The organism is Gemmobacter lutimaris (assembly GCF_003570715.1).
GTDB lineage: Bacteria > Pseudomonadota > Alphaproteobacteria > Rhodobacterales > Rhodobacteraceae > Gemmobacter > Gemmobacter lutimaris.
The window spans coordinates 43,524-65,655 of record NZ_QXXQ01000002.1 but is presented as its reverse complement, the minus strand read 5'-3'; the positions used below and the strand labels follow the sequence as shown (position 1 = coordinate 65,655).

General features: G+C 62.3%; 20 protein-coding genes and 1 tRNA gene. 1 reads left to right on the top strand and 20 read right to left on the bottom strand.

Features of this window, described 5'->3' with window-relative positions; genetic code table 11:
* Window positions 1-45 precede the first annotated feature (45 nt).
* The 14 genes from fusA to D2N39_RS03380 all read right to left on the bottom strand — a co-directional run bounded on the left by fusA (window position 46) and on the right by D2N39_RS03380 (window position 17,832).
* Window positions 46-2,163, bottom strand: a complete 2,118-nt coding sequence (gene fusA / locus D2N39_RS03445) for an elongation factor G (protein WP_119133415.1) — start codon at window positions 2,161-2,163, stop codon at window positions 46-48.
* A gap of 12 nt (window positions 2,164-2,175) precedes the next feature.
* Window positions 2,176-2,646 (bottom strand): 30S ribosomal protein S7, encoded by a 471-nt coding sequence (rpsG, locus tag D2N39_RS03440; RefSeq protein WP_054303068.1) that lies wholly within the window; start codon window positions 2,644-2,646, stop codon window positions 2,176-2,178.
* Between the two features lie 11 nt (window positions 2,647-2,657).
* The gene (gene rpsL, locus D2N39_RS03435) at window positions 2,658-3,029 is read right to left on the bottom strand and encodes a 30S ribosomal protein S12 (RefSeq protein WP_054303067.1); all 372 of its coding nucleotides are present in this window, start codon (window positions 3,027-3,029) and stop codon (window positions 2,658-2,660) included.
* A 269-nt stretch (window positions 3,030-3,298) separates the two neighbouring features.
* Window positions 3,299-4,177, bottom strand: coding sequence for a DMT family transporter (locus D2N39_RS03430; RefSeq protein ID WP_119133414.1), 879 nt, complete (start codon window positions 4,175-4,177; stop codon window positions 3,299-3,301).
* Between the two features lie 59 nt (window positions 4,178-4,236).
* Window positions 4,237-5,043, bottom strand: a complete 807-nt coding sequence (locus D2N39_RS03425) for a glycosyltransferase (RefSeq protein ID WP_119133413.1) — start codon at window positions 5,041-5,043, stop codon at window positions 4,237-4,239.
* 116 nt (window positions 5,044-5,159) lie between these two features.
* Complete coding sequence (rpoC, locus tag D2N39_RS03420) at window positions 5,160-9,401, bottom strand: DNA-directed RNA polymerase subunit beta' (RefSeq protein WP_119133412.1); 4,242 nt, start codon at window positions 9,399-9,401, stop codon at window positions 5,160-5,162.
* A gap of 46 nt (window positions 9,402-9,447) precedes the next feature.
* Window positions 9,448-13,581 carry a DNA-directed RNA polymerase subunit beta gene (gene rpoB, locus D2N39_RS03415; RefSeq protein WP_119133922.1) on the bottom strand — a complete coding sequence of 1,378 codons (4,134 nt, stop codon included), beginning with the start codon at window positions 13,579-13,581 and terminating at the stop codon, window positions 9,448-9,450.
* A 255-nt stretch (window positions 13,582-13,836) separates the two neighbouring features.
* Window positions 13,837-14,214 (bottom strand): 50S ribosomal protein L7/L12, encoded by a 378-nt coding sequence (gene rplL, locus D2N39_RS03410; RefSeq protein WP_119133411.1) that lies wholly within the window; start codon window positions 14,212-14,214, stop codon window positions 13,837-13,839.
* A 68-nt stretch (window positions 14,215-14,282) separates the two neighbouring features.
* Complete coding sequence (gene rplJ, locus D2N39_RS03405) at window positions 14,283-14,798, bottom strand: 50S ribosomal protein L10 (protein WP_119133410.1); 516 nt, start codon at window positions 14,796-14,798, stop codon at window positions 14,283-14,285.
* Window positions 14,799-15,028: 230 nt separating this feature from the next.
* Window positions 15,029-15,727 (bottom strand): 50S ribosomal protein L1, encoded by a 699-nt coding sequence (gene rplA / locus D2N39_RS03400; RefSeq protein ID WP_119133409.1) that lies wholly within the window; start codon window positions 15,725-15,727, stop codon window positions 15,029-15,031.
* Window positions 15,728-15,731: 4 nt separating this feature from the next.
* The gene (rplK, locus tag D2N39_RS03395; protein WP_054303059.1) at window positions 15,732-16,184 is read right to left on the bottom strand and encodes a 50S ribosomal protein L11; all 453 of its coding nucleotides are present in this window, start codon (window positions 16,182-16,184) and stop codon (window positions 15,732-15,734) included.
* 90 nt (window positions 16,185-16,274) lie between these two features.
* On the bottom strand, window positions 16,275-16,808 hold the full coding sequence (gene nusG / locus D2N39_RS03390; protein ID WP_054303058.1) for a transcription termination/antitermination protein NusG: 534 nt from the start codon (window positions 16,806-16,808) through the stop codon (window positions 16,275-16,277).
* 196 nt (window positions 16,809-17,004) lie between these two features.
* On the bottom strand, window positions 17,005-17,205 hold the full coding sequence (secE, locus tag D2N39_RS03385) for a preprotein translocase subunit SecE (RefSeq protein WP_119133408.1): 201 nt from the start codon (window positions 17,203-17,205) through the stop codon (window positions 17,005-17,007).
* Between the two features lie 90 nt (window positions 17,206-17,295).
* Entirely contained in the window at window positions 17,296-17,832 is a 537-nt protein-coding gene (locus tag D2N39_RS03380; protein WP_119133407.1) for a peroxiredoxin-like family protein, read from the bottom strand.
* 70 nt (window positions 17,833-17,902) lie between these two features.
* Here D2N39_RS03380 and D2N39_RS03375 point away from each other — a divergent pair, with 70 nt between their 5' ends.
* Window positions 17,903-18,661: a helix-turn-helix domain-containing protein gene (locus D2N39_RS03375; protein WP_199725193.1), complete on the top strand. Its 759-nt coding sequence runs from the start codon at window positions 17,903-17,905 to the stop codon at window positions 18,659-18,661.
* A gap of 29 nt (window positions 18,662-18,690) precedes the next feature.
* Here the strand turns inward: D2N39_RS03375 and D2N39_RS03370 are convergent.
* The 6 genes from D2N39_RS03370 to D2N39_RS03345 all read right to left on the bottom strand — a co-directional run bounded on the left by D2N39_RS03370 (window position 18,691) and on the right by D2N39_RS03345 (window position 21,984).
* Window positions 18,691-18,766, bottom strand: a tRNA-Trp gene (locus D2N39_RS03370).
* A gap of 69 nt (window positions 18,767-18,835) precedes the next feature.
* The gene (locus tag D2N39_RS03365; protein WP_119133406.1) at window positions 18,836-19,477 is read right to left on the bottom strand and encodes a CatB-related O-acetyltransferase; all 642 of its coding nucleotides are present in this window, start codon (window positions 19,475-19,477) and stop codon (window positions 18,836-18,838) included.
* A gap of 75 nt (window positions 19,478-19,552) precedes the next feature.
* Window positions 19,553-19,795: a DUF6525 family protein gene (locus D2N39_RS03360; protein WP_325048508.1), complete on the bottom strand. Its 243-nt coding sequence runs from the start codon at window positions 19,793-19,795 to the stop codon at window positions 19,553-19,555.
* Between the two features lie 50 nt (window positions 19,796-19,845).
* Window positions 19,846-21,063: a GTP-binding protein gene (locus tag D2N39_RS03355; RefSeq protein WP_119133920.1), complete on the bottom strand. Its 1,218-nt coding sequence runs from the start codon at window positions 21,061-21,063 to the stop codon at window positions 19,846-19,848.
* Between the two features lie 83 nt (window positions 21,064-21,146).
* The gene (locus D2N39_RS03350; RefSeq protein ID WP_119133404.1) at window positions 21,147-21,542 is read right to left on the bottom strand and encodes a VOC family protein; all 396 of its coding nucleotides are present in this window, start codon (window positions 21,540-21,542) and stop codon (window positions 21,147-21,149) included.
* A gap of 13 nt (window positions 21,543-21,555) precedes the next feature.
* Window positions 21,556-21,984, bottom strand: coding sequence for an HIT family protein (locus tag D2N39_RS03345; RefSeq protein WP_119133403.1), 429 nt, complete (start codon window positions 21,982-21,984; stop codon window positions 21,556-21,558).
* Window positions 21,985-22,132: the final 148 nt, after the last annotated feature.

The following is a 22,132-nucleotide window of genomic DNA, read 5'->3' as shown; positions in this document are numbered from 1 at the left end:
CGCACCCTACGGGCTGGTAGGGCGGGGTTGCCCCCGCCACACCGATCAGGCGTATTTCTTCTGGATCTCTTGCGAGATGTTTTCCGGCACGGCGTCATAATGATCGAAGATCATGGTGAACACCGCACGCCCCGAGGACATCGAGCGCAGGTTGTTGATGTAGCCGAACATATTGGCAAGCGGCACCATGGCGGTGATCACGTTCGCATTGCCACGGCTGTCCTGCCCCTGAACCATGCCCCGACGCGAGGTCAGGTCGCCGATGATGCCGCCGGTGTATTCTTCCGGGGTCACCACTTCGACTTTCATGATCGGTTCCAGCAGCTTCGCGCCGGCTTTCTTCAGGCCTTCACGCATAGCGGCACGCGAGGCAATCTCGAAGGCCAGGACCGACGAGTCGACGTCGTGGAACGCACCGTCAACCAGCGCGACCTTGAAGTCGATCACCGGGAAGCCAGCCAGAGGGCCGGAATCCATGACCGATTTGATGCCTTTTTCGACGCCGGGGATGTATTCCTTCGGCACCGCGCCACCCACGATCTTCGACTCGAACGAATATCCTTCGCCCGGCTGGGTCGGGGTGATCTGCAGCTTCACGCGCGCGAACTGGCCGGTACCGCCGGTCTGTTTCTTGTGCGTGTAGTCGATTTCATGCGGCTGCGAGATGGTCTCGCGGTAGGCCACCTGCGGAGCACCGATATTCGCCTCGACTTTGAACTCGCGACGCATACGGTCCACGAGGATGTCGAGGTGAAGTTCGCCCATGCCCTTCATGATGGTCTGGCCGGATTCGAAGTTGGTCTCGACGCGGAACGACGGGTCTTCGGCAGCCAGACGAGCGAGGGCGAGGCCCATCTTTTCCTGGTCGGCCTTCGACTTCGGTTCCACGGCGATCTCGATCACCGGCTCCGGGAAGGTCATGGTTTCCAGAACAACAGCGTTGTTCGGGTCGCAGAGGGTGTCACCCGTGGTGGTCTCTTTCAGACCGGCCAGCGCGATGATGTCGCCCGCGAAGGCTTCTTCGATTTCCTCGCGGTTGATGGCGTGCATCATCATCATACGGCCCACGCGCTCGCGCTTGCCCTTGGTCGCGTTCAGCATCGAATCGCCCTTCTTGAGGACGCCCGAATAGATGCGGGTAAAGGTCAGCGAACCGACGAAGGGGTCGTTCATGATCTTGAACGCCAGCGCCGAGAAGGGCTGGGCATCGTCGGCCGAACGCGCGATGTCGCGGGTTTCGGTCTCGTCACCGGGCTTGAAGCCCATGTAGGCCGGGATGTCCAGCGGCGAGGGCAGATAGTCGATGACCGAGTTCAGAACCGGCTGCACGCCCTTGTTCTTGAACGCGGAACCAGCGGTCACCGGAACGAAGGCCATCGCCAGCGTGCCCTTGCGGATCAGCTTGCGCAGGGTCGCCTCGTCGGGCTCGTTGCCCTCCAGATAGGCTTCCATCGCGTCATCGTCCTGCTCGACAGCCAGTTCGACCAGCTTGCCGCGCCATTCTTCGGCTTCGGCCTTCAGGTCGGCGCGGATGTCCTGGATGACCCAGGAAGCACCAAGGTCTTCACCCTGATACACCCATTCCTTCATGGTCACGAGGTCGATCAGGCCTTCCAGCTTGTCCTCGGCGCCGATCGGCAGGGCGATCGGGGCGGGGGTCGCGCCGGTGCGGTCCTTGATCATCTGGACGCATTTGAAGAAGTCGGCGCCGATCTTGTCCATCTTGTTGACGAACACGATGCGCGGCACCTTGTAGCGGTCAGCCTGACGCCACACGGTTTCGGTTTGCGGTTCGACACCGGCGTTGGCATCGAGCAGGCAGACCGCACCGTCGAGCACGGCCAGCGAACGCTCGACTTCGATGGTGAAGTCAACGTGGCCGGGGGTGTCGATGATGTTGAAGCGGTGCTTCGGGCTTTCAGCCGTCGAGCCGTCGGTGGTGCGTTCCCAGAAAGTGGTGGTCGCAGCCGAGGTGATGGTGATCCCGCGTTCCTGCTCCTGCTCCATCCAGTCCATCGTCGCGGCGCCGTCATGGACTTCGCCGATCTTGTGGGACTTGCCGGTGTAGTAGAGGATGCGCTCGGTCGTCGTGGTTTTACCCGCGTCGATGTGCGCCATGATCCCAAAGTTGCGGTAAAGGTCGAGCGGATATTCGCGTGCCATGATGGCGTCCCCTTACCAGCGGTAATGGCTGAACGCTTTGTTCGCGTCTGCCATCTTGTGGGTGTCTTCGCGCTTCTTCACGGCGGTGCCGCGGTTGTTCACCGCGTCAGCCAGTTCAGCGGCCAGACGTTCTTCCATGGTGTTCTCGTTGCGCTTGCGGGCAGCGGTGATCACCCAGCGGATCGCCAGGGCTTCACGGCGCTCGGTGCGCACTTCGACCGGAACCTGATAGGTCGCACCGCCCACACGGCGGCTGCGGACCTCGACGGCCGGCTTGACGTTGTCCAGAGCTTCATGGAATGCCTGAACCGGCTCGCGCTTCAGGCGCTTTTCCATGCGCTCCAGAGCGCCATAGACGATCGATTCGGCGACGGATTTCTTGCCGTCGATCATCAGGTTGTTCATGAATTTGCTCAGCACGCGATCGCCATACTTGGCGTCGGGCAGAATTTCGCGCTTTTCGGCGGCGTGACGACGGGACATCTCTCAGTTCCTCACTTCGGACGCTTCGCGCCGTATTTCGAACGACGCTGACGACGGTCTTTGACACCCTGGGTATCCAGGACGCCGCGCAGGATGTGGTAACGCACACCGGGAAGGTCTTTTACCCGGCCGCCGCGGATCAGCACCACCGAGTGTTCCTGCAGGTTGTGCTTTTCGCCGGGGATATAGCTGATGACCTCGAAGCCATTGGTCAGACGCACCTTGGCGACCTTACGCATAGCGGAGTTCGGCTTCTTCGGGGTCGTGGTGTACACGCGGGTGCACACGCCGCGCTTCTGCGGGCAGGATTCCAAGTGCTGCGACTTGGACCTTTTCACTTTCGCTTCCCGCGGCTTGCGGATCAGCTGTTGGATCGTCGGCATTAAACTAGCCTCTATCTTGCAACCCGTTCAATCACCGCTCGTCAGAGGCGTTTCCGGGGGCATTTCTTCGACATGCGCCTTGCGCGTCCGCAAAACACGAAAACCGCACCCGGCCCCAGCGCGGGGCCGACGCGGTGGAATTTCAGAGGATCGGGGCTGTGGGCCCGGATCGTGACCACATCCATTCTGATACCCCGCCCTGCGCAGGGCACAGGTCGAGGTGAGCGGCGTATATGGGGAGTCGCTTGGGTTGTCAACAGGCGCAGGGGTCAGCGACCGCTGCGCCGCAGGCGGCGTTCGCGCAGCAGCGTATAGATGCCCGTCGCCACCACGATCCCCGCACCTATCAGCGTCAACCGTTCGGGAAGTGCGCCGAACACGACATAGCCGAGCAGGATTGCCCAAAGCAAGGCGGTATAGCGGAATGGTGCGATAGTTCCGATATCCCCCACCCGCATGACCATGACGACAGTCATGTAACCGACCACGAGGCACGACGCGGCGAAGAAGATGATCAGAGCCTCCCGCACCCCCATCGGCGCCCAGCCCTGAACCGTCAACCCGACCAGACCCAGCAGCGTCACCCCCGCCCCGGCCCAGATGGCGACGGTGGCAGAGGGCACCGCACCGCCCAGCGTGCGCGTGGACAGATCGCGCACGACAACACAGGCCACCGAGGCAAGGCCCAGCAGCGCCCAGCGGTCGAACCCATCGGTTCCCGGCCGCACGATCAGGAGCACGCCCAGAAAACCGATGCCGATGGCGCTGAGCCTGCGCCAGCCGATCGGGTCGCGCAGCACCAGTGCGGCGGCAAGCGTCACGGCAAGCGGCAGCGACTGCATGATCGCCGAAAGGTTCGCCAGCGGCATATGGGTCAGCGCGACGAGGAAGGTCAGGGTGGCAAAGACCTCGGCCAATGTGCGCAGCGCCACGATCCCGCCATCGCGTCGCCCCGGCCAAAGCCGCAAACCGCCGCGCGCCATGGCCAGTGCCACCAAGCCTGCCGTTGTCAGCACGCCGCGCAAGGTGATTGCCTGAAACAGCGGCAAGGTCTCGGCCACAGCCTTCATCGCTGTATCGTTCAGCGTGAAAGCCAGCATGGCAACATTCATCAGCAACACGCCGCGCATATTGTCCGACATCGCCATGAGGTTCTCCCTGTCCCTGCCGGATCGGTAGCAGGGCCGGTCAGAAGGGGCCAGAGGCTTCAGAGCGCCTTCAACATCTCGGCGGCAAAGGGGAAATGCGCTTCGATCACCGGGCCGGCCTGCGCCCAGTCAACCTTCTCGATCCGGCCCGAGGCATGGGGGTCGCTGTCATTGTCGGAATGCACGGTGCGGATGAAGGCCGGCTGATTGGCGTCTGTATAAGTATTATACCACTGGTTCGCGAAACGATGGTTACGGCGAAAGATGTTCTCGCTGACCCCTTTCGGCGTCGTCATCGCAAGGCCAAGTCCGATAGGCGCCTTTTCGACCACCTCGAAGATCTCGTTCCCCTCGGGTTTGCGCTCCAGAAAAAAACCGCGGTGGCAGCCGGTGACCAGCGGCAGCTCCGGCCCGGTGACCGGCAGCAGCGCCTCCACCGTCGCCCGCATCCGCGCGATATGGTGAATGTCCAGCGCGTCGTCATCATCCAGCCGGAAGCCGGTAACATGAGTCGCATTGTCTTTCTCGGCCATGGCATAGGCCCGCCGCACCGCAAGGTAATGCGGCAACGACACGAGTGCCACCAGCCGCGCGCCTGCCAGCGGCGCAATGGCATCGGCCAGCCGATCACGCCAGACATCCGGCAGATCACGCCCGATCAGGAACACCATGCGGAAATCCTGATCTGACTGCGCCAGCAACGAAGGCAGGGTCAACTTTTCAAACAGATCAAATCGACGCTCCAGCCGCGCGGGGTCGTATAGCCGCCTGGCCTGCGCCTCGGGGTCGTCGCCCGCTTTCACGAAACCGCCCTTGGACGGGTAGGAAAACCGCATCAACCCGATGATCTGGTTTCGGATCTTCACTGCATCCTCCTGCTGATCCGCGCCAGCATGGCCGCGCCACTCTGCACTGTCAAAACGAAAACCCCCGCGACGGACGCGGGGGCTTCCTTTGGTTCACATCCCCTTGCGGGGCAAGATCACTCGCGGCTTTCAATCGTATCGACCAGACCGCTGTCGCTCTCGGTGTCCATCACATCGAAGGACGGCGCAGCCAATGCGGCGGCTCCCTCGGCCTCGGCGCGGCGGGCCTCGATCACCTCGTGATCCCGATCATGCGCGATCTTCTTCACGCGGCTCGTGGCACCGCCGGTGCCAGCCGGGATCAGACGACCCACGATGACGTTCTCTTTCAGGCCGACCAGCTTGTCGCGCTTGCCCTGAACCGAAGCTTCGGTCAGCACGCGGGTCGTTTCCTGGAAGGACGCGGCCGAGATGAACGACCGGGTTTGCAGGCTGGCCTTGGTGATACCCAGCAGGATCGGCTCTGCCTGCGCTTCGCGCAGACCGTGGTTCCGGGCCTTCTCGTTCGCCTCGTCCAGTTCGATCTTGTCGATATGCTCGCCCTTCAGAAGCGTCGTTTCGCCCGAGTCCAGAACCTCGTATTTCTGGAGCATCTGACGAACGATCACCTCGATGTGCTTGTCGTTGATCTTCACGCCTTGCAGGCGGTAAACGTCCTGCACTTCGTCGATCATGTAGTTCGCCAGCGCCTCGACACCCATGATGCGCAGGATGTCATGCGGCGCGGGGTTACCGTCCATGATGTAATCGCCCTTCTGGACGAAATCGCCTTCCTGAACCGGAATATGCTTCCCTTTCGGGATCATGTATTCCTGCGTCGGCAGGGTTTCGTCCACCGGCTCGACCGTGATGCGGCGCTTGGACTTGTAGTCCTTGCCGAACCGCACATAGCCATCGGCTTCGGCGATGATCGCGTGATCCTTCGGACGACGGGCCTCGAACAGTTCCGCCACGCGGGGAAGACCCCCGGTGATGTCCTTGGTCTTGGCACCTTCGCGCGGGATACGCGCCACGACGTCACCGGCCTTGATCTCTGCCCCGTCCTCGACCGACAGAATCGCATCGACCGACATCGGATAGCTGATCGGGTTGCCGTTGTCGCCGCGCATCGGTTCGCCCGTTTCCGGGTTCATCACGATAACCTCGGGCTTCAGGTCGCTGCCTTTCGGCGCCGACCGCCAGTCCGACACGATCTTCTGCGTCATACCCGTAGCATCGTCGGTGTCCTCGCGGACCGAGATGCCCGAGACGAGATCCACGAACTTCGCCACACCGGCCTTCTCGGCGATGATCGGAAGGGTATAGGGGTCCCATTCGAACAGCTTGGTGCCGCGCTTGACCTGCGCATCTTCCTTGACGTGCAGTTTCGAGCCGTAGGTCAGTTTGTGAACCGCCCGCTCGCCGCCATTCTCGTCGATGATCGCAAGCGACATGTTGCGGCCCATGACGATCTGTTCGCCATTGGCGTTGGACAGAAGGTTGGCATTGCGGAACTCGATCTTGCCTTCTTGCGAAGCTTCCAGGAACGATTGCTGGCCACCCTGGGCCACGCCGCCGATGTGGAAGGTCCGCATGGTCAGCTGGGTGCCCGGCTCGCCGATCGACTGCGCGGCGATGATGCCGACAGCCTCGCCGATGTTCACCAGCGTACCGCGTGCAAGGTCACGACCATAACACATGGCGCAGACGCCTTCCTCGGCCTCGCAGGTCAGCGGGCTGCGGATGCGGCAATGCTGCACGCCATGGGTCGAGATGGCATCGGCACGACGTTCGTCGATCAGCTCGCCCTTCTTGACGATCACCTCGTCGGTGCCCGGCACCACGATGTCATCGGCAGCAACGCGGCCCAGCACACGCTCGGCCAGCGAAGCCACGACCTCACCGTCATTCACCGCAGCCTCGGCATTGATCGCGCGTTCGGTGCCGCAATCGTGCACGCGCACGATGCAGTCCTGCGCCACGTCCACCAGACGGCGGGTCAGGTAGCCCGAGTTCGCCGTCTTCAGCGCGGTATCCGACAGACCCTTGCGGGCGCCGTGGGTCGAGTTGAAGTATTCAAGAACGGTCAGACCTTCCTTGAAGTTCGAGATGATCGGCGTCTCGATGATCTCGCCGTTCGGCTTGGCCATCAGGCCGCGCATCGCGCCCAGCTGCTTCATCTGCGTGACCGAACCCCGTGCACCGGAGTGGGCCATCATATAGACCGAGTTCGGCTCTTTCTCGGCACCAGTGTCGTCAAACTTCGGCGCCGAGATGGTTTTCATCATGGCGTCGGTGACCTTGTCGTTACACTTCGACCAGGCGTCAACGACCTTGTTGTACTTCTCGCCCTGCGTGATCAGACCGTCCAGATACTGTTGCTCGAACCCGGCAACCTGGTCTTTCACCTCGTTGACGATCTCCCACTTGTTGTCGGGGATCACCATGTCGTCCTTGCCGAACGAGATGCCGGCACGGAAGGCCTCGCGGAAGCCCAGACCCATGATCTGATCGCAGAAGATCACCGATTCCTTCTGGCCGCAGTAGCGGTAGACGGTGTCGATGACGGTCTGCACGTCTTTCTTCCGCAGCGGGCGGTTCACCAGCTCGAACGGAGCCTTGGCGTTCAGCGGCAGCAGGTTGCCCAGACGCAGACGACCAGGGGTCGTCTCATAGCGCTTCCAGACGATGTTGCCCTCGTCATCGACCTGACGCAGACGCGCCTGGATCTTGGCATGCAGATGCACCGCACCGGCGGCCAGTGCATGTTCGACTTCCTCGATGTCGCGGAAGACCTTGCCTTCGCCGACCATGCCCTTGCGTTCCATGGTGACGTAATAAAGGCCCAGCACCATGTCCTGCGACGGCACGATGATCGGCGCGCCGTTGGCGGGCGACAGCACGTTGTTCGTGGACATCATCAGAACGCGGGCTTCCAACTGCGCCTCAAGGCTCAGCGGGACGTGCACGGCCATCTGGTCGCCGTCGAAGTCGGCGTTGAAAGCCGAGCAGACCAGCGGGTGAAGCTGGATCGCCTTGCCTTCAATCAGTTGCGGCTCAAACGCCTGAATGCCCAGACGGTGCAGCGTCGGCGCGCGGTTCAGAAGAACCGGATGCTCGCGGATCACCTCGTCGAGGATATCCCAGACCTCCGGGCGCTCTTTCTCGACCAGCTTCTTCGCCTGTTTCACGGTCGAGGACAGGCCCTTGGCCTCCAGACGCGAATAGATGAAGGGCTTGAACAGTTCGAGCGCCATCTTCTTCGGCAGGCCGCACTGGTGCAGCTTGAGTTCCGGCCCGGTCACGATGACCGAACGGCCCGAGAAGTCCACGCGCTTGCCCAGAAGGTTCTGACGGAAGCGGCCCTGTTTGCCTTTCAGCATGTCGGACAGCGACTTCAGCGGGCGCTTGTTGGTGCCCGTGATCACGCGGCCGCGACGGCCGTTGTCGAACAGCGCATCCACCGCCTCTTGCAGCATCCGCTTTTCGTTGCGCACGATGATATCGGGCGCACGCAGTTCGATCAGCCGCTTCAGACGATTGTTCCGGTTGATGACGCGACGATACAGGTCGTTCAGGTCGGACGTGGCAAAACGGCCGCCGTCCAGCGGGACCAGCGGGCGCAGTTCCGGCGGAATCACCGGCAGCACGGTCAGGATCATCCACTCGGGACGGTTGCCCGACTCGAGGAACGATTCCACGATCTTCAACCGCTTGATGATCTTCTTCGGCTTCAGTTCGCCCGTGGCTTCCTTCAGCTCCTCGCGCAGCTGTTCGGCCGTCGAATCGAGGTCGATGTTCGACAGCATCTCGCGGATCGCCTCGGCGCCGATATTGGCGGTGAAGGCGTCGGCGCCGTAATTGTCCTGCGCGTCGAGGAATTCCTCTTCCGTCATCAGCTGACCATAGGTCAGGTCAGTCAGACCCGGCTCGATGACGACGTAGTTTTCAAAATAGAGGATACGTTCCAGATCGCGCAGCGTCATGTCGAGCATGAGGCCGATCCGGCTCGGCAGCGACTTCAGGAACCAGATGTGGGCAACGGGGGCGGCCAGTTCGATATGGCCCATCCGCTCGCGCCGCACCTTCTGGAGCGTCACTTCCACGCCGCATTTCTCGCAGACGACGCCGCGATATTTCATGCGCTTGTATTTGCCGCACAGGCATTCGTAATCCTTGATCGGGCCAAAGATCCGCGCGCAGAACAGACCGTCACGCTCCGGCTTGAACGTGCGGTAGTTGATGGTTTCCGGCTTCTTGATCTCGCCATAGGACCACGACAGGATCCGCTCGGGCGAAGCCAGCGAGATCTTGATCTCGTCAAAGGTCTTGACGGGGGCAACCGGGTTGAACGGGTTGTTGGTCAGTTCCTGGTTCATCTTGCGTCCTTAAAAAGAGGGATGGGTGAGGAGGGCGCGACCGCCCTCACTCCTCCTCCGCATCCAGGAGTTCCATATTCAGGCCGAGGCCGCGGACTTCCTTGACGAGCACGTTGAAGCTCTCGGGAACGCCCGCTTCGAAATTGTCCTCGCCCTTCACGATCGACTCGTAGACCTTGGTCCGGCCGGCCACGTCGTCCGACTTCACCGTCAGCATCTCTTGCAGGGTGTAGGCGGCGCCATAGGCTTCCAGAGCCCAGACCTCCATCTCCCCCAGACGCTGACCACCGAACTGCGCCTTGCCGCCCAGCGGTTGCTGGGTGACGAGGCTGTAAGGCCCGGTCGAACGTGCGTGCAGCTTGTCATCGACAAGGTGGTGCAGCTTGAGCATGTATTTCACGCCCACGGTGACACGGCGGGCGAATTTCTCGCCCGTGCGGCCATCGAACACCTCCGACTGACCCGACTGGTCGAAACCGGCCCGGCGCAGCGCGTCATTGACATCGGCCTCTTTCGCGCCGTCGAAGACCGGCGTCGCGATCGGCACGCCGCGCGTGACGTTCCCGGCCAGTTCAAGGAACTCGTCCTCGTCGCGGTCAGAGAAGGCGGCGTCATAGGTCTCGTCGCCGTAGGCCAGACGCATCGCCTCGCGCACCGGGGTCATGTCGCCGGAGCGGCGATAGTCCTTCAGTGCCTCGTCGATCTTCAGACCCAGACCGCGTGCGGCCCAGCCCATGTGCGTTTCAAGGATCTGACCGACGTTCATCCGCGACGGCACGCCGAGCGGGTTCAGCACCAGATCGACCGGGGTGCCATCCGCGAGGAACGGCATGTCCTCCATCGGCACCACTTTCGAGATAACGCCCTTGTTGCCGTGACGACCGGCCATCTTGTCGCCCGGTTGCAGCTTGCGCTTCACCGCGACGAACACCTTGACCATCTTCATCACGCCCGGAGGCAGATCGTCACCGCGACGGACCTTCTCGACCTTGTCCTCGAAGCGCAGATCCAGCGCGCGGCGCTGCGCCTCGAACTGGTCGTGCAGGGCCTCGACTTCCTTGGCCAGATCTTCCTCACCGACGGCAAGCTGCCACCACTGGCCACGCGACAGCGAGCCCAGCAGTTCGTCATCAATGGTCGAACCCGCCTTGATGCCTTTCGGACCCTTGACGGCAACCTTGCCCATGATCAGCGACTTCAGACGCGCATAGATGTTGCGCTCCAGAATGGTCAGCTCGTCGTCGCGGTCACGCGACAGGCGTTCCACTTCCTCACGCTCGATCTGAAGCGCACGCTCGTCCTTGTCCACGCCATGACGGTTGAACACGCGGACTTCCACGATGGTGCCATAGGCGCCCGGCGGCAGACGCAGCGAGGTGTCGCGCACGTCGCTGGCCTTTTCCCCGAAGATGGCGCGCAGAAGCTTCTCTTCCGGCGTCATCGGGCTTTCGCCCTTCGGGGTGATCTTGCCAACCAGAATGTCGCCCGGCTGCACTTCGGCGCCGATGTAGACGATGCCAGCCTCGTCGAGGTTGCGCAGCGCTTCTTCACCGACGTTCGGGATGTCGCGGGTGATTTCTTCCGGCCCGAGCTTGGTATCGCGGGCGGCGACTTCGTATTCCTCGATATGGATCGAGGTAAACACGTCGTCGCGCAGGATGCGTTCCGAGATCAGGATCGAGTCTTCATAGTTGTAGCCGTTCCACGGCATGAAGGCCACGATCACGTTCCGGCCAAGCGCCAGTTCGCCCATGTCGGTGCAGGGGCCATCGGCCACCACCTCGCCACGCGCGACCTTGTCGCCCACCTTCACCAGCGGGCGCTGATTGATGCAGGACGACTGGTTGGACCGCTTGAACTTGCGCAGACGATAGATGTCCACGCCCGGTTCGCCGGGTTCCAGGAACTCGGTCGCACGCACAACGATACGGGTCGCGTCAACCTGGTCGATCACGCCACCGCGCCGCGCCATGATGGCCGCGCCGGAGTCGCGGGCCACGACGGCCTCGATCCCGGTGCCGACGAAGGGGGCATCCGATTGCAGCAGCGGCACGGCCTGACGCTGCATGTTCGAGCCCATCAGCGCGCGGTTGGCGTCGTCATTTTCAAGGAAGGGAATGAGCGAAGCCGCCACCGACACAAGCTGCTTCGGCGACACGTCGATCAGGTCGATTGCATCCGGCGGGTTGAGCATGAATTCGCCAGCTTTCCGCGACGAAATCAGATCGTCCTGGAAGCGGCCCTGCTCATCCTGCGCGGCGTTCGCCTGCGCGACGGTATGGCGCATCTCTTCGGTCGCCGACATGTAGACCACATCGTCGGTCACCTTGCCGTCCACCACCTTGCGGTAGGGGGTTTCGATGAAGCCATACTTGTTCACGCGGGCAAACGTGGCCAGCGAGTTGATCAGACCGATGTTCTGACCTTCCGGCGTTTCGATCGGGCACATCCGGCCATAGTGGGTCGGGTGAACGTCGCGGACCTCGAAGCCCGCGCGTTCACGGGTCAGACCGCCCGGCCCGAGCGCCGACAGACGCCGCTTGTGCGTGACTTCCGACAGCGGGTTGGTCTGGTCCATGAACTGCGACAGCTGCGACGAGCCGAAGAATTCACGCACCGCAGCAGCAGCCGGTTTGGCGTTGATCAGGTCTTGCGGCATGATCGTGTCGATTTCCACCGACGACATGCGCTCCTTGATCGCGCGGTCCATGCGAAGCAGGCCGACGCGATACTGGTTTTCCATCAGCTCGCCCACCGAACGCACACGACGGTTGCCGAGGTGGTCGATGTCGTCGATCTCGCCCTTGCCGTCACGCAGTTCGACCAGCGCCTTGATGCAGGCCACGATGTCGCCGCGATCCAGCGTGCGCTGGGTGTCCGGTTTGCCCAGATCCAGACGCATGTTCATCTTGACGCGACCCACGGCCGACAGGTCATAGCGCTCGCTGTCGAAGAACAGCGTGTCGAACAGGGTCGAGGCGGCTTCCACGGTCGGCGGCTCGCCCGGACGCATCACGCGATAGATGTCCATCAGCGCGGTGTCGCGGTTCCAGTTCTTGTCCGCCGCCATGGTGTTGCGGATGTAGGGACCGACGTTGATATTGTCGATGTCCAGCACCGGGATCTCGGTGATGCCCTGATCCAGCAGCACCTTTAGCGTGCCGCCCTTCACCTCGCCATCGCGGTCGTAGTCCATGGTGAGTTCGTCACCGGCCTCGACCCAGATTTCGCCGGTGTCTTCGTTGATGATGTCACGGGCGACATAGCGGCCGATGATATGATCGAACGGGACCAGCAGTTCGGTGATCTGCGCCTCGTCGATCCATTTCTTGACCATGCGCGGCGTGGCTTTCTCACCCGCCTTCAGGATCACCTCGCCGGTGGCCGCATCCACGAGGTCATAGCTCGGCCGGGTGCCGCGCACACGCTCGGGGAAGAACCGGGTCACCCAGCCCTTGTTCTTTTGATACTTGAAGGTAACCGTATCGTAATACGCCTTCATGATGCTTTCCTGATCCATGCCCAGGGCATAGAGCAGCGTCGTCACCGGCAGTTTCCGGCGACGGTCGATCCGTGCGAAGACGATGTCCTTGGCGTCGAACTCGAAGTCCAGCCACGAGCCGCGATACGGGATGATGCGGCAGGCGAACAGCAGTTTGCCCGAGGAATGGGTCTTGCCCTTGTCGTGATCAAAGAACACGCCGGGCGAACGGTGCATCTGGCTGACGATCACGCGCTCGGTGCCGTTCACGATGAACGTGCCGTTGGCGGTCATCAGGGGCATGTCGCCCATATAGACGTCCTGTTCCTTGATGTCCTTCACCGACCGGGCGCCGGTGTTTTCATCGACATCGAACACGATCAGACGCAGCGTCACTTTCAGCGGTGCGGCATAGGTCATGTCGCGCTGCTGGCATTCGTCCACGTCGTACTTCGGCTTTTCCAGCTCGTATTTCACGAATTCCAGAACGGCGGTCTCGTTGAAGTCCTTGATCGGGAACACCGACTGGAAGACGCCCTGAATGCCCTCGCCATCCTGCGCCTTCGGGCCGTCGCCCGATTTCAGGAACAGGTCATACGAGGATTTCTGAACCTCGATGAGGTTCGGCATTTCAAGGACTTCACGGATTTTGCCAAAATAGCGGCGGATCCGCTTCTGGCCAACGTAGCTCTGAGCCATGCTCATCGTCACCTTTCTGTTTCGCCGACGCGCGGCCTGTCGGGGCTCAGGCGCGTGCCGATTGCGATCAGGGGGGAGGTTCCATTCATGCGGCCCTTCCCGACGGGCCGCTCCCGAACCTCGAACCACGCCTGGGAAGAAGCTGCGCACAGCGCCTTCCGAGCCGGGGTGCCTTCAGACGGCTCAAGCTGGGCCTGACACAAGGTCAGACCCAGCCCGATCCGTAGACCTTTCAGTGCCGAGGCACCGGAAGGATTACTTCAGCTCGACCTTGGCGCCAGCCTCTTCGAGCTTTTTCTTCATCGCTTCGGCGTCAGCTTTGGAAACAGCTTCCTTCACTTTGCCGCCAGCTTCCACCAGATCCTTGGCTTCTTTCAGGCCAAGACCGGTGATCGCGCGCACTTCCTTGATCACGTTGATCTTGTTGGCGCCGGCGTCGGTCAGGACGACGTCGAATTCGGTCTTTTCTTCTTCAGCCGGAGCAGCAGCAGCGCCCGGAGCAGCAGCCATCATGACGGCGCCACCGGCTGCCGGCTCGATGCCATACTCATCCTTCAGGATGGTTTTCAGTTCCTGGGCTTGCAGGAGGGTCAGACCGACGATTTGTTCGGCGAGAGCTTTAAGATCAGCCATTTTTCAGTTCCGTTCAGTTAAGATGGGGGTTCCAACGGGATTGGGCAACCCACGCGAATATCCAAAGATCAGGCCGCAGCCTTTTCCTCGATGGTCGAAAGGATGCCAGCGATGTTCGAAGCAGGCGCGCCAATGGCCCCGGCGATGCTGGAAGCGGGCGCACCGATCATCGACACGATCTGAGCAATGAGCTCTTCGCGCGACGGCATCGAAGCGACGGCTTTCACACCGGCCTGGTCCAGAACCGTATCGCCCATGGCACCGCCCAGAATCACGAACTTGTCGTTTTTCTTGGCGTAAGCCTCGCAGACCTTCGCCGCAGCGACGGGGTCTTCCGAGAAGGACATCACGGTCATGCCCGTGAGCAGGTCACCCATCTTCGCAGCGGGTTTCCCTTCAAGGGCGATCTTGGCGAGCTTGTTCTTGGCAACGCGAACGGAACCGCCGACGGCGCGCATTTGCGCCCGCAGATCCTGCATCTCTGCAACCGTGATACCCGCGTAGTGTGCAACCACAACCACGCCAGAGCTTTCGAAGATCTGGCCGAGTTCCTCGACCACTTTCTCTTTCTGGGCTCTATCCACAGTTTCACTCCAAGTTTGGGGGTTTCCCCCCGGCTCGTATGTGCCCCTGTCTCCAGGGGCGTTCGGGTCCGCTTGGGGTTCCCGAAACCAAGACCGCCGAGGCGCTCTTCAATCCCGATCCCCATCTCAGGCAGGAAATTAAGGCGTTTGCGCGCCACCCGCCGTCTCGGACAGGACGGGGCGTTTCCGCCCCGCCATCCCCTTGTCGCCAAGGAGAATTTCGTTTGGCCTCAGTTGCCCGAAGCCGAAGTGAGGTCGATCGACACGCCCGGACCCATGGTCGAGGACAGCGAAACCTTCTTCACATAGGTACCCTTGGCCCCTGCCGGTTTGGCACGGGTCACGGCATCAACGAACGCGCGCACGTTCTCGGACAGTTTGCCCTCGTCGAACGAGACCTTGCCGATCCCGGCATGAATCACACCGGCCTTCTCGACCTTGAACTGGACTTCGCCACCCTTCGCCGCTTCGACAGCCGTTTTCACGTCCATCGTCACGGTGCCGACTTTCGGGTTCGGCATCAGGTTGCGCGGGCCGAGGATTTTACCAAGACGGCCGACCAGCGGCATCATGTCCGGTGTGGCGATGCAGCGATCGAATTCGATCTTGCCCGACTGGATGGTTTCCATCAGGTCTTCGGCACCCACGATGTCGGCGCCGGCAGCCTTGGCTTCGTCAGCCTTGGCGCCACGGGCGAACACCGCCACGCGCACGGTCTTGCCGGTCCCGTTCGGGAGCTGGACAACACCACGAACCATCTGGTCGGCGTGACGCGGGTCAACACCGAGGTTCATTGCGATTTCAAGGGTTTCGTCGAATTTCGCCGTAGCAGCCGACTTGATCAGCTTCACCGCGTCCTCAACCGAGACCAGTTCCTTGCCAACGAAAGCTTCGCGGGCGGCTTTGGTGCGTTTACCGAGTTTCGCCATGATCTCAGCCCTTCACTTCGATGCCGCAGGACTTGGCCGAGCCGAGAATGATCTGCATCGCGGCCTCGACGGAGTTCGCGTTCAGGTCTTTCATCTTGGTTTCGGCGATCTGGCGGATCTGCGCCGCGGTCACCTTGCCAGCCACTTCACGGCCCGGCTTCGACGAACCCTTCGGACGGTTCCGCTTGCCGACAGCCGGAAGACCAGCGGCAACCTTCAGCAGGTAGGAAGCCGGCGGGGTCTTCAGGTCGAGCGAGAACGACTTGTCCTGATAATAGGTGATGACCGTCGGGATCGGGGTGCCCGGCGCGAAATCGGCGGACTTCGCGTTGAATTCCTTCACGAAGGCCATGATGTTCAGACCGCGCTGACCCAGCGCCGGACCGACCGGCGGGGAGGGGTTGGCCTGCTGGGCCTTCACTTGCAGCTTGAGGCTGCCGATAATCTTCTTGGCCATCTGGCCGTCTCCTTTGTCACCGCACCCCTTGGGGGCGCATGGTTTAGTGGTCCGGCCCGGGACTTACCCCTCGCCTCCCACGCACAGCACTCAGATCTGCTTGGAGACCTGAGTGAATTCCAGCTCGACCGGGGTCGCACGACCGAAGATCGACACCGTGACCTTCAGGCGCTGATGATCGTCGTCCACACCCTCGACCATACCGTCGAAGCCTTCAAACGGGCCGTCGGTCACCTTGACCTTCTCGCCCACGTCGAAACGGATCAGGGTGCGCGGCGCTTCCTGCCCCTCCTCGACGCGGTTCAGGATGGTGTTCACCTCGGCATCGCGCATCGGCATCGGCTTGCCCTGCGGGCCAAGGAAGCCCGTCACCCGGTTGATCGACGAGATCAGGTGATAGCCGCGATTCGACATCTCCATGCGGACGAGCACATAGCCCGGCATGAAGCGGCGCTCGGAGGTCACCTTCTTGCCGCGGCGCACCTCGATCACCTCTTCGGTCGGAACGAGAACTTCCTCGATCTCATCCTCAAGGCCGTTTTCCGCCACGGCTTGCTTGATCTGCTCGGCGACCTTCTTCTCGAAATTCGAGAGGACGGAAACCGAATACCACCGCTTCGCCATGCTGCCTTCACCACCTTCGTCACACGGGTAAGGCCCAAGCCTGGCCCGCGAAATTCCTGCCAAATCAGAGCGATAAGTCACTCCGCACGGAACAAAAAACAGCGCGCAACTCGAATCGCTGCGCGCCGGTTTCCTATTCGTTGCGGCGGGCATAACGGCCCGCGCCCCGGAATTCAAGAAAAAACGGCGTGAGCGCTCAGGCGCCGAAGCCGCCGACGACGACCGAAAGCCCTGTGCGGATCGCCAGATCGACAAGGCTGAAGAAGGTCGCAGACAGCGCCGCCATGATGAACACCATGATGGTGGTCAGCATGACCTCGCGGCGCGACGGCCAGACGACCTTGCCCACCTCGGTGCGCACCTGCTGGATGAACTGGAGGGGGTTGACCTTTGCCATGCGTAAAGTCCTGCCAATGCGCGCGCCTGTTTCAGGGGGCGGAGATACGCGCTTGCGCCGGGGAATTCAAGCGCAAGCCGTGAAGAGGGTTTAAACCGGCCCGGTATATTCGCCGCGCGCCGGGTAATCGGCCTTGATGGCGAAGTCCAGCGCCCCAAGCAATTCCGCGAAATGCGGCCGCACGAAGGGCATGGTCTGCACCGAGCCATAGTAAAGCGTCTGGTGCGGGCTGACGAGGAACAGCCCCGGTTCGGAAAACAGCGCCGGTTCCTCGATCCCGATCGAGGTCTTGCCGCGCGAGGTTGACAGATACAGCCCCCAGTCCCGCGCCACCTGCAACGGCAGATCATACCCGACGCGCAATGTCGTCGCCCCGATCTTCTCGGCCATTCCGCGCGCCCGTTCAGCCGTGTCGCTGCTGACTGCGATGACCCCGACACCACGCGCCGCGAAGTCTGCTGTCCGCTTCTGCAACTCGGTCAGATAGGTGGCGCAGATCGGGCAATGCAGGCCGCGATAGAAGCAGACCAACGTGCCGCGCGCATTCCGCTCCACCGACAGGTCGAAAGTTCCGTGATCCAGAGTCGGAATGACAAGATCAGGCGTTTTCTGACGCGGCACAAGCATGGATTGTCCTTTCTTGGATTTACTGCCGCATCGGTGTATCGAAGTTTATGGTTGTAAAAATCCGATATACATGACCAAAACTCCTGAACCCCACCGCGACCGACTGTCGAGCCTGATGGCGCATTTCGCGCTGACCGTCAGCCCGGCGCCCGCAGGCCAAGGCAATCTTCTGGTGACGGCGGGGCCGGATGGCACGGCGGATCGTGCCTTGCTGTGCCTGCGAGGCAAGGCATTGCAACCAGACGCTGCCCTCCCCGTCTTTTCAGCGTGGGTGGATTGGGGCGGCGAGGCGAACCCCCTGGCTGCCACCTTGCCAGACCCGATCCGGTTCGATCTGCATCAGGACGCAGAAAGCGCCGCCTTGATCAAGGTGCTACGCGCCGAACTGGACAGCCCGCGTTGCGGCGGCCCTTCAGTCGTCGCGCGCCTGACCGAGGTTCTGATCGTACGGATGTTGCGCGATTGCATCGCCTCGGGCTCGACCACGCCGGGCCTTCTGGCCGGTCTGGCGGACCCCCGGTTGAGCCGTGCCATTGTCGCCATTCACGACCGACCGGAAAAAACCTGGTTAAATGAGGATCTTGCCGCCCTTGCGGGCCTTTCGCTCAGCCGCTTCGCAGATCTGTTCACCATAGCCATGGGCGAAACTCCCGGTGCCTATGCACGGCGCTGGCGGCTGCTTCTTGCCCGGCAGGATCTGGCGCGTGGCCATCGGGTTGATCGGGTGGCACATCGTTACGGCTATGGCTCGGCCGAAGGGTTCAGCCGCGCTTACCGGCAGCATTTCGGAACAGCGCCCATAGCAGAACGCAAGCGCATCAGCGCCTGACACATTCGATCACTATGTCTGGAAGGACCTGGCAGGGGCAGCAGGACTTGAACCCGCGACCCTCGGTTTTGGAGACCGATGCTCTACCAACTGAGCTATACCCCTAGGCCTGCGGCGGGAATTACGGCACCCATGGGGGGAAATCAAGGGGCAACCTGAGGCTGCCCCGAATTTTCAGCACCGCTCCAGCGCGTCGATGTCGTCGGCCATCAAGGCAGGCAAGGCCGCCTCGATCCGTCGGCTAGGCCATTCCCACCATGCCAGCGCCAGCAGGCGTTCCACCACATCGGCGGCAAAGCGATACCGGATCACCCGCGCCGGATTGCCCGCAACAATCGCATAGGGCGGCACCTCGCCGCCCACAACCGCGCCCGCACCGACGATCGCGCCCGCCCCCAGACGCGCGCCCGGCAGGATCAGCGCGCCGTGGCCGATCCAGACATCCGGGCCGATCACCGTATCGGGCAGATCCTTCAACTGTCCAAGCAGCAGGGGCAGTGTCGCAGGGTCGAAGACAGCGAAAGGATAGGTGCTGAAACCGGCCATCGGATGATTGGCCGAGGCCGTGATAAAGCGCGCGCCATGCGCGATCTGGCAGAAAGCCCCGATTTCAAGCCGTTCCGGCGCGCCGGGATACAGATAGGGCGCCAACCGTACCGCCCAGTCCGCAGGCGGATCGAAATCATTGGCATAGGCGTGGCGGCCGACGGTGATGTTGGGATGGTCGATCACTGCGGCCAGATGCACCATCGACGGGTTTTCAGACCCGCCGGCAAAGCGCATCGGATGCCGCAAGGCGGGATTCGGGAAGGGCATGACAAGACCTTTGGCTGATGTTTGTGGAAACAGGCTCAGGCGATCTTGTTCATCTTTTCCTCCATCGGTGTTGGCTTATCCTGCCACAGGGCGCCGCGTATCGCCAGCCATGGGATGCCCTGCGCCCCAGATGCGCGCAGCATCCCGTGCCACCAGCCGCGACTCGGCGGCGGCCAAGCGGTCCAGCGCCGCCGCCTCGCTGCCCGTTTCAGCCAGCGTGCGCCGCCAAAGCCGCAGGGCGCTGGCGGCGCTCCACGGCAGAATTGCCTCCGCCAGCCAACGCCGCAGCGGGGGCGGCAGCCGGTCATAGGTTGCCATCGGAGCCCCCCTCTGCGGGCGTCGCCGCAGCCGTGTTGCCAGATTGCGCCTCATGCTGCCTCGGCGCCCCAGCGCGGGAAGGGATCGGCCATGCCTGCCCAATCTTCCGGCCGGAATGCCTGCGCAGGCACCAGTGCTGCATCCAGCGCCGCCGTCAACGCGGCCCGGTCCAGCCCCATACCGATGAACACGATCTCCTGCCGCCGGTCACCCCATGGCTCCGCCCATTGCGCCGCGATCTCGGCCCGCGCCTCGGGGTGGCTCGGCAGGCGTTCCGCCGGAACCGAGGCCCACCACCGCCCCAGCGGCCGCACCGATGAAATCGCCCCGGCCAGCGAGAACTCCGCCGCCCAGTCCGGCCGCGTTGCCAGCCAGAAATGCCCCTTGGCCCGAATCACGCCCGGCAGGTCACCATTCAGCACCCGGTGCAGGCTTCCTGGGTCGAACGGCGCCCGCGCCCGGTAAACGAAAGACGAAATGCCGTATTCCTCGGTTTCCGGCACATGGTCCGCGAACCCGTAAAGCTCCTGCGCCCAAAGCGGGTGCTGATGCGCGCGGTCGAAATCGAAAAGGCCGGTATCCAGCACTTGCCCCGCATCGACCCGCGCGAAATCGGTCTCGATGATCCGCGCATCGGCATTCAGCGACCGCACGATGGCGCGTGCCTCTGCCAAGGCGCGGGGCGTGGCATCGGAGACCTTGTTGAGCACAATCACATCGGCAAATTCAATCTGCTCAGTCAGCAGTTGCACGATGCTGCGATCATCCTGCGGCCCCAACACCTCGCCCCGGTCGCCCAGCAGATCATGCGAGACGAAATCGCGCGGCAGGTTCACCGCATCGACCACAGTCACCATGCAATCCAGCCGGGCGACATCGGACAGGCTTTCCCCCTCAGCATCGCGGAAGTCGAAGGTAGCGGCCACGGGCAGCGGTTCGGCGATGCCGGTCGATTCGATCAGCAGATAGTCGAAACGGCCTTCTTCCGACAGGCGACGCACCTCGGTCAGCAGGTCTTCGCGCAGGGTGCAGCAGATGCAACCATTCGTCATCTCGACCAGCTTTTCCTCGGCCCGGCTCAGGTCGCTGCCAGCACGCACCAGATCGGCGTCGATATTCACCTCGGACATGTCATTGACGATGACCGCGACACGGCGGCCTTCGCGGTTGTTCAGGATGGCATTCAACAGGGTTGTTTTGCCCGCCCCCAGAAAACCGGACAGGACGGTGACGGGCAGGCGGGAATCGCGGGTCTGGTTCACGGGCATCTCCATTGCGTTATATCATAACATAAATGGATCATGCCAACCTCGCAATCACAAAGGCCGCCCCAAGGGCGGCCTTCCGGTGATCAGAGATACCGCCCGCCGCGCTGCAAGACCTCGATCTTGTAGCCGTCGGGGTCAGTGACGAAGAAAAATCGCGCTATGACAGTGCCACCCGGCGCGAACTCCACCAGCTTGCCTGGGCCCAGCCCGGCCGTTGTGAACCGCGCATGTTCGGCGGCAATATCCTCAACCGAAAAGGCGATATGGCCGTAGCCGTCGCCAAGATCGTATGGCTCTGTCCGGCCCCGGTTCACCGTCAGCTCCAGCTCCACCTCGGATTCGGCATTGGACAGGTAGATCAACGAGAAATCGGGAAAATCCAGCCGCTCGGCCACCTTCAGCCCGAATGCGGCGTCATAGAAGGCCAGCGAGCGCGCCTCGTCCAGCACGCGGATCATGGAATGGATGTAACGGGGCATCGGAAACTCCGGGTCAGGAAAAGGCGGGTCGAAGGGCGGCGGCGATAGCGACCATCTCCTCGGCGGGCAATTGCGGCGGCGCGCTGAACACACCCGGCCCCTCAGCCAGATAGGCGGCCGAGGTGACGTCATGCTGATCCTGCATCGGCACCACATGGGCGTGGGCATGCGGCACATGAATGCCGGTGTAGAACATCGCAACACGCGGCACGCCGTAAAGCGCCTTCATCCGCCGCGCAAGCTGCTGCGCACAGGTGGTCACGCGGGTCGCAAGGTCGGGCGGCAGATCCTCGAACCAGACGTGATGCGCCTTCGGGATCACCAGCGCATGACCGGGCCGGATCGGATGCAGATCGAGAAAGGCGAGGATGTGATCATCCTCATAAAGCTTGTGCGCAGGCAGCGCACCGGCGGCGATCCGGCAGAACAGGCAATCGGTCATATCTTGGTCCTCAGGTCGGTTGGCACCCACCCTAGCCATGCTGCGGCTGTCGTCCAGCCGAAGCGAAAAGGCCGCCCCGAAGGGCGGCCTTTCGATCAGATGATCCGAGTGATCACCCGATGATCTTCGACACGCCTTTGTGGGCGCG

Bases quoted from the DNA above. Each gene is read 5' to 3' on its own strand.
- fusA (WP_119133415.1), bottom strand. From the start codon at position 2,163: ATGGCACGCGAATATCCGCTCGACCTTTACCGCAACTTTGGGATCATG.
- rpsG (WP_054303068.1), bottom strand. From the start codon at position 2,646: ATGTCCCGTCGTCACGCCGCCGAAAAGCGCGAAATTCTGCCCGACGCC.
- rpsL (WP_054303067.1), bottom strand. From the start codon at position 3,029: ATGCCGACGATCCAACAGCTGATCCGCAAGCCGCGGGAAGCGAAAGTG.
- D2N39_RS03430 (WP_119133414.1), bottom strand. From the start codon at position 4,177: ATGGCGATGTCGGACAATATGCGCGGCGTGTTGCTGATGAATGTTGCC.
- rpoC (WP_119133412.1), bottom strand. From the start codon at position 9,401: ATGAACCAGGAACTGACCAACAACCCGTTCAACCCGGTTGCCCCCGTC.
- rpoB (WP_119133922.1), bottom strand. From the start codon at position 13,581: ATGGCTCAGAGCTACGTTGGCCAGAAGCGGATCCGCCGCTATTTTGGC.
- rplL (WP_119133411.1), bottom strand. From the start codon at position 14,214: ATGGCTGATCTTAAAGCTCTCGCCGAACAAATCGTCGGTCTGACCCTC.
- rplA (WP_119133409.1), bottom strand. From the start codon at position 15,727: ATGGCGAAACTCGGTAAACGCACCAAAGCCGCCCGCGAAGCTTTCGTT.
- rplK (WP_054303059.1), bottom strand. From the start codon at position 16,184: ATGGCCAAGAAGATTATCGGCAGCCTCAAGCTGCAAGTGAAGGCCCAG.
- nusG (WP_054303058.1), bottom strand. From the start codon at position 16,808: ATGGCGAAGCGGTGGTATTCGGTTTCCGTCCTCTCGAATTTCGAGAAG.
- secE (WP_119133408.1), bottom strand. From the start codon at position 17,205: ATGGCAAAGGTCAACCCCCTCCAGTTCATCCAGCAGGTGCGCACCGAG.
- D2N39_RS03380 (WP_119133407.1), bottom strand. From the start codon at position 17,832: ATGCTTGTGCCGCGTCAGAAAACGCCTGATCTTGTCATTCCGACTCTG.
- D2N39_RS03375 (WP_199725193.1), top strand. From the start codon at position 17,903: ATGACCAAAACTCCTGAACCCCACCGCGACCGACTGTCGAGCCTGATG.
- D2N39_RS03365 (WP_119133406.1), bottom strand. From the start codon at position 19,477: ATGCCCTTCCCGAATCCCGCCTTGCGGCATCCGATGCGCTTTGCCGGC.
- D2N39_RS03360 (WP_325048508.1), bottom strand. From the start codon at position 19,795: ATGGCAACCTATGACCGGCTGCCGCCCCCGCTGCGGCGTTGGCTGGCG.
- D2N39_RS03355 (WP_119133920.1), bottom strand. From the start codon at position 21,063: ATGCCCGTGAACCAGACCCGCGATTCCCGCCTGCCCGTCACCGTCCTG.
- D2N39_RS03350 (WP_119133404.1), bottom strand. From the start codon at position 21,542: ATGCCCCGTTACATCCATTCCATGATCCGCGTGCTGGACGAGGCGCGC.
- D2N39_RS03345 (WP_119133403.1), bottom strand. From the start codon at position 21,984: ATGACCGATTGCCTGTTCTGCCGGATCGCCGCCGGTGCGCTGCCTGCG.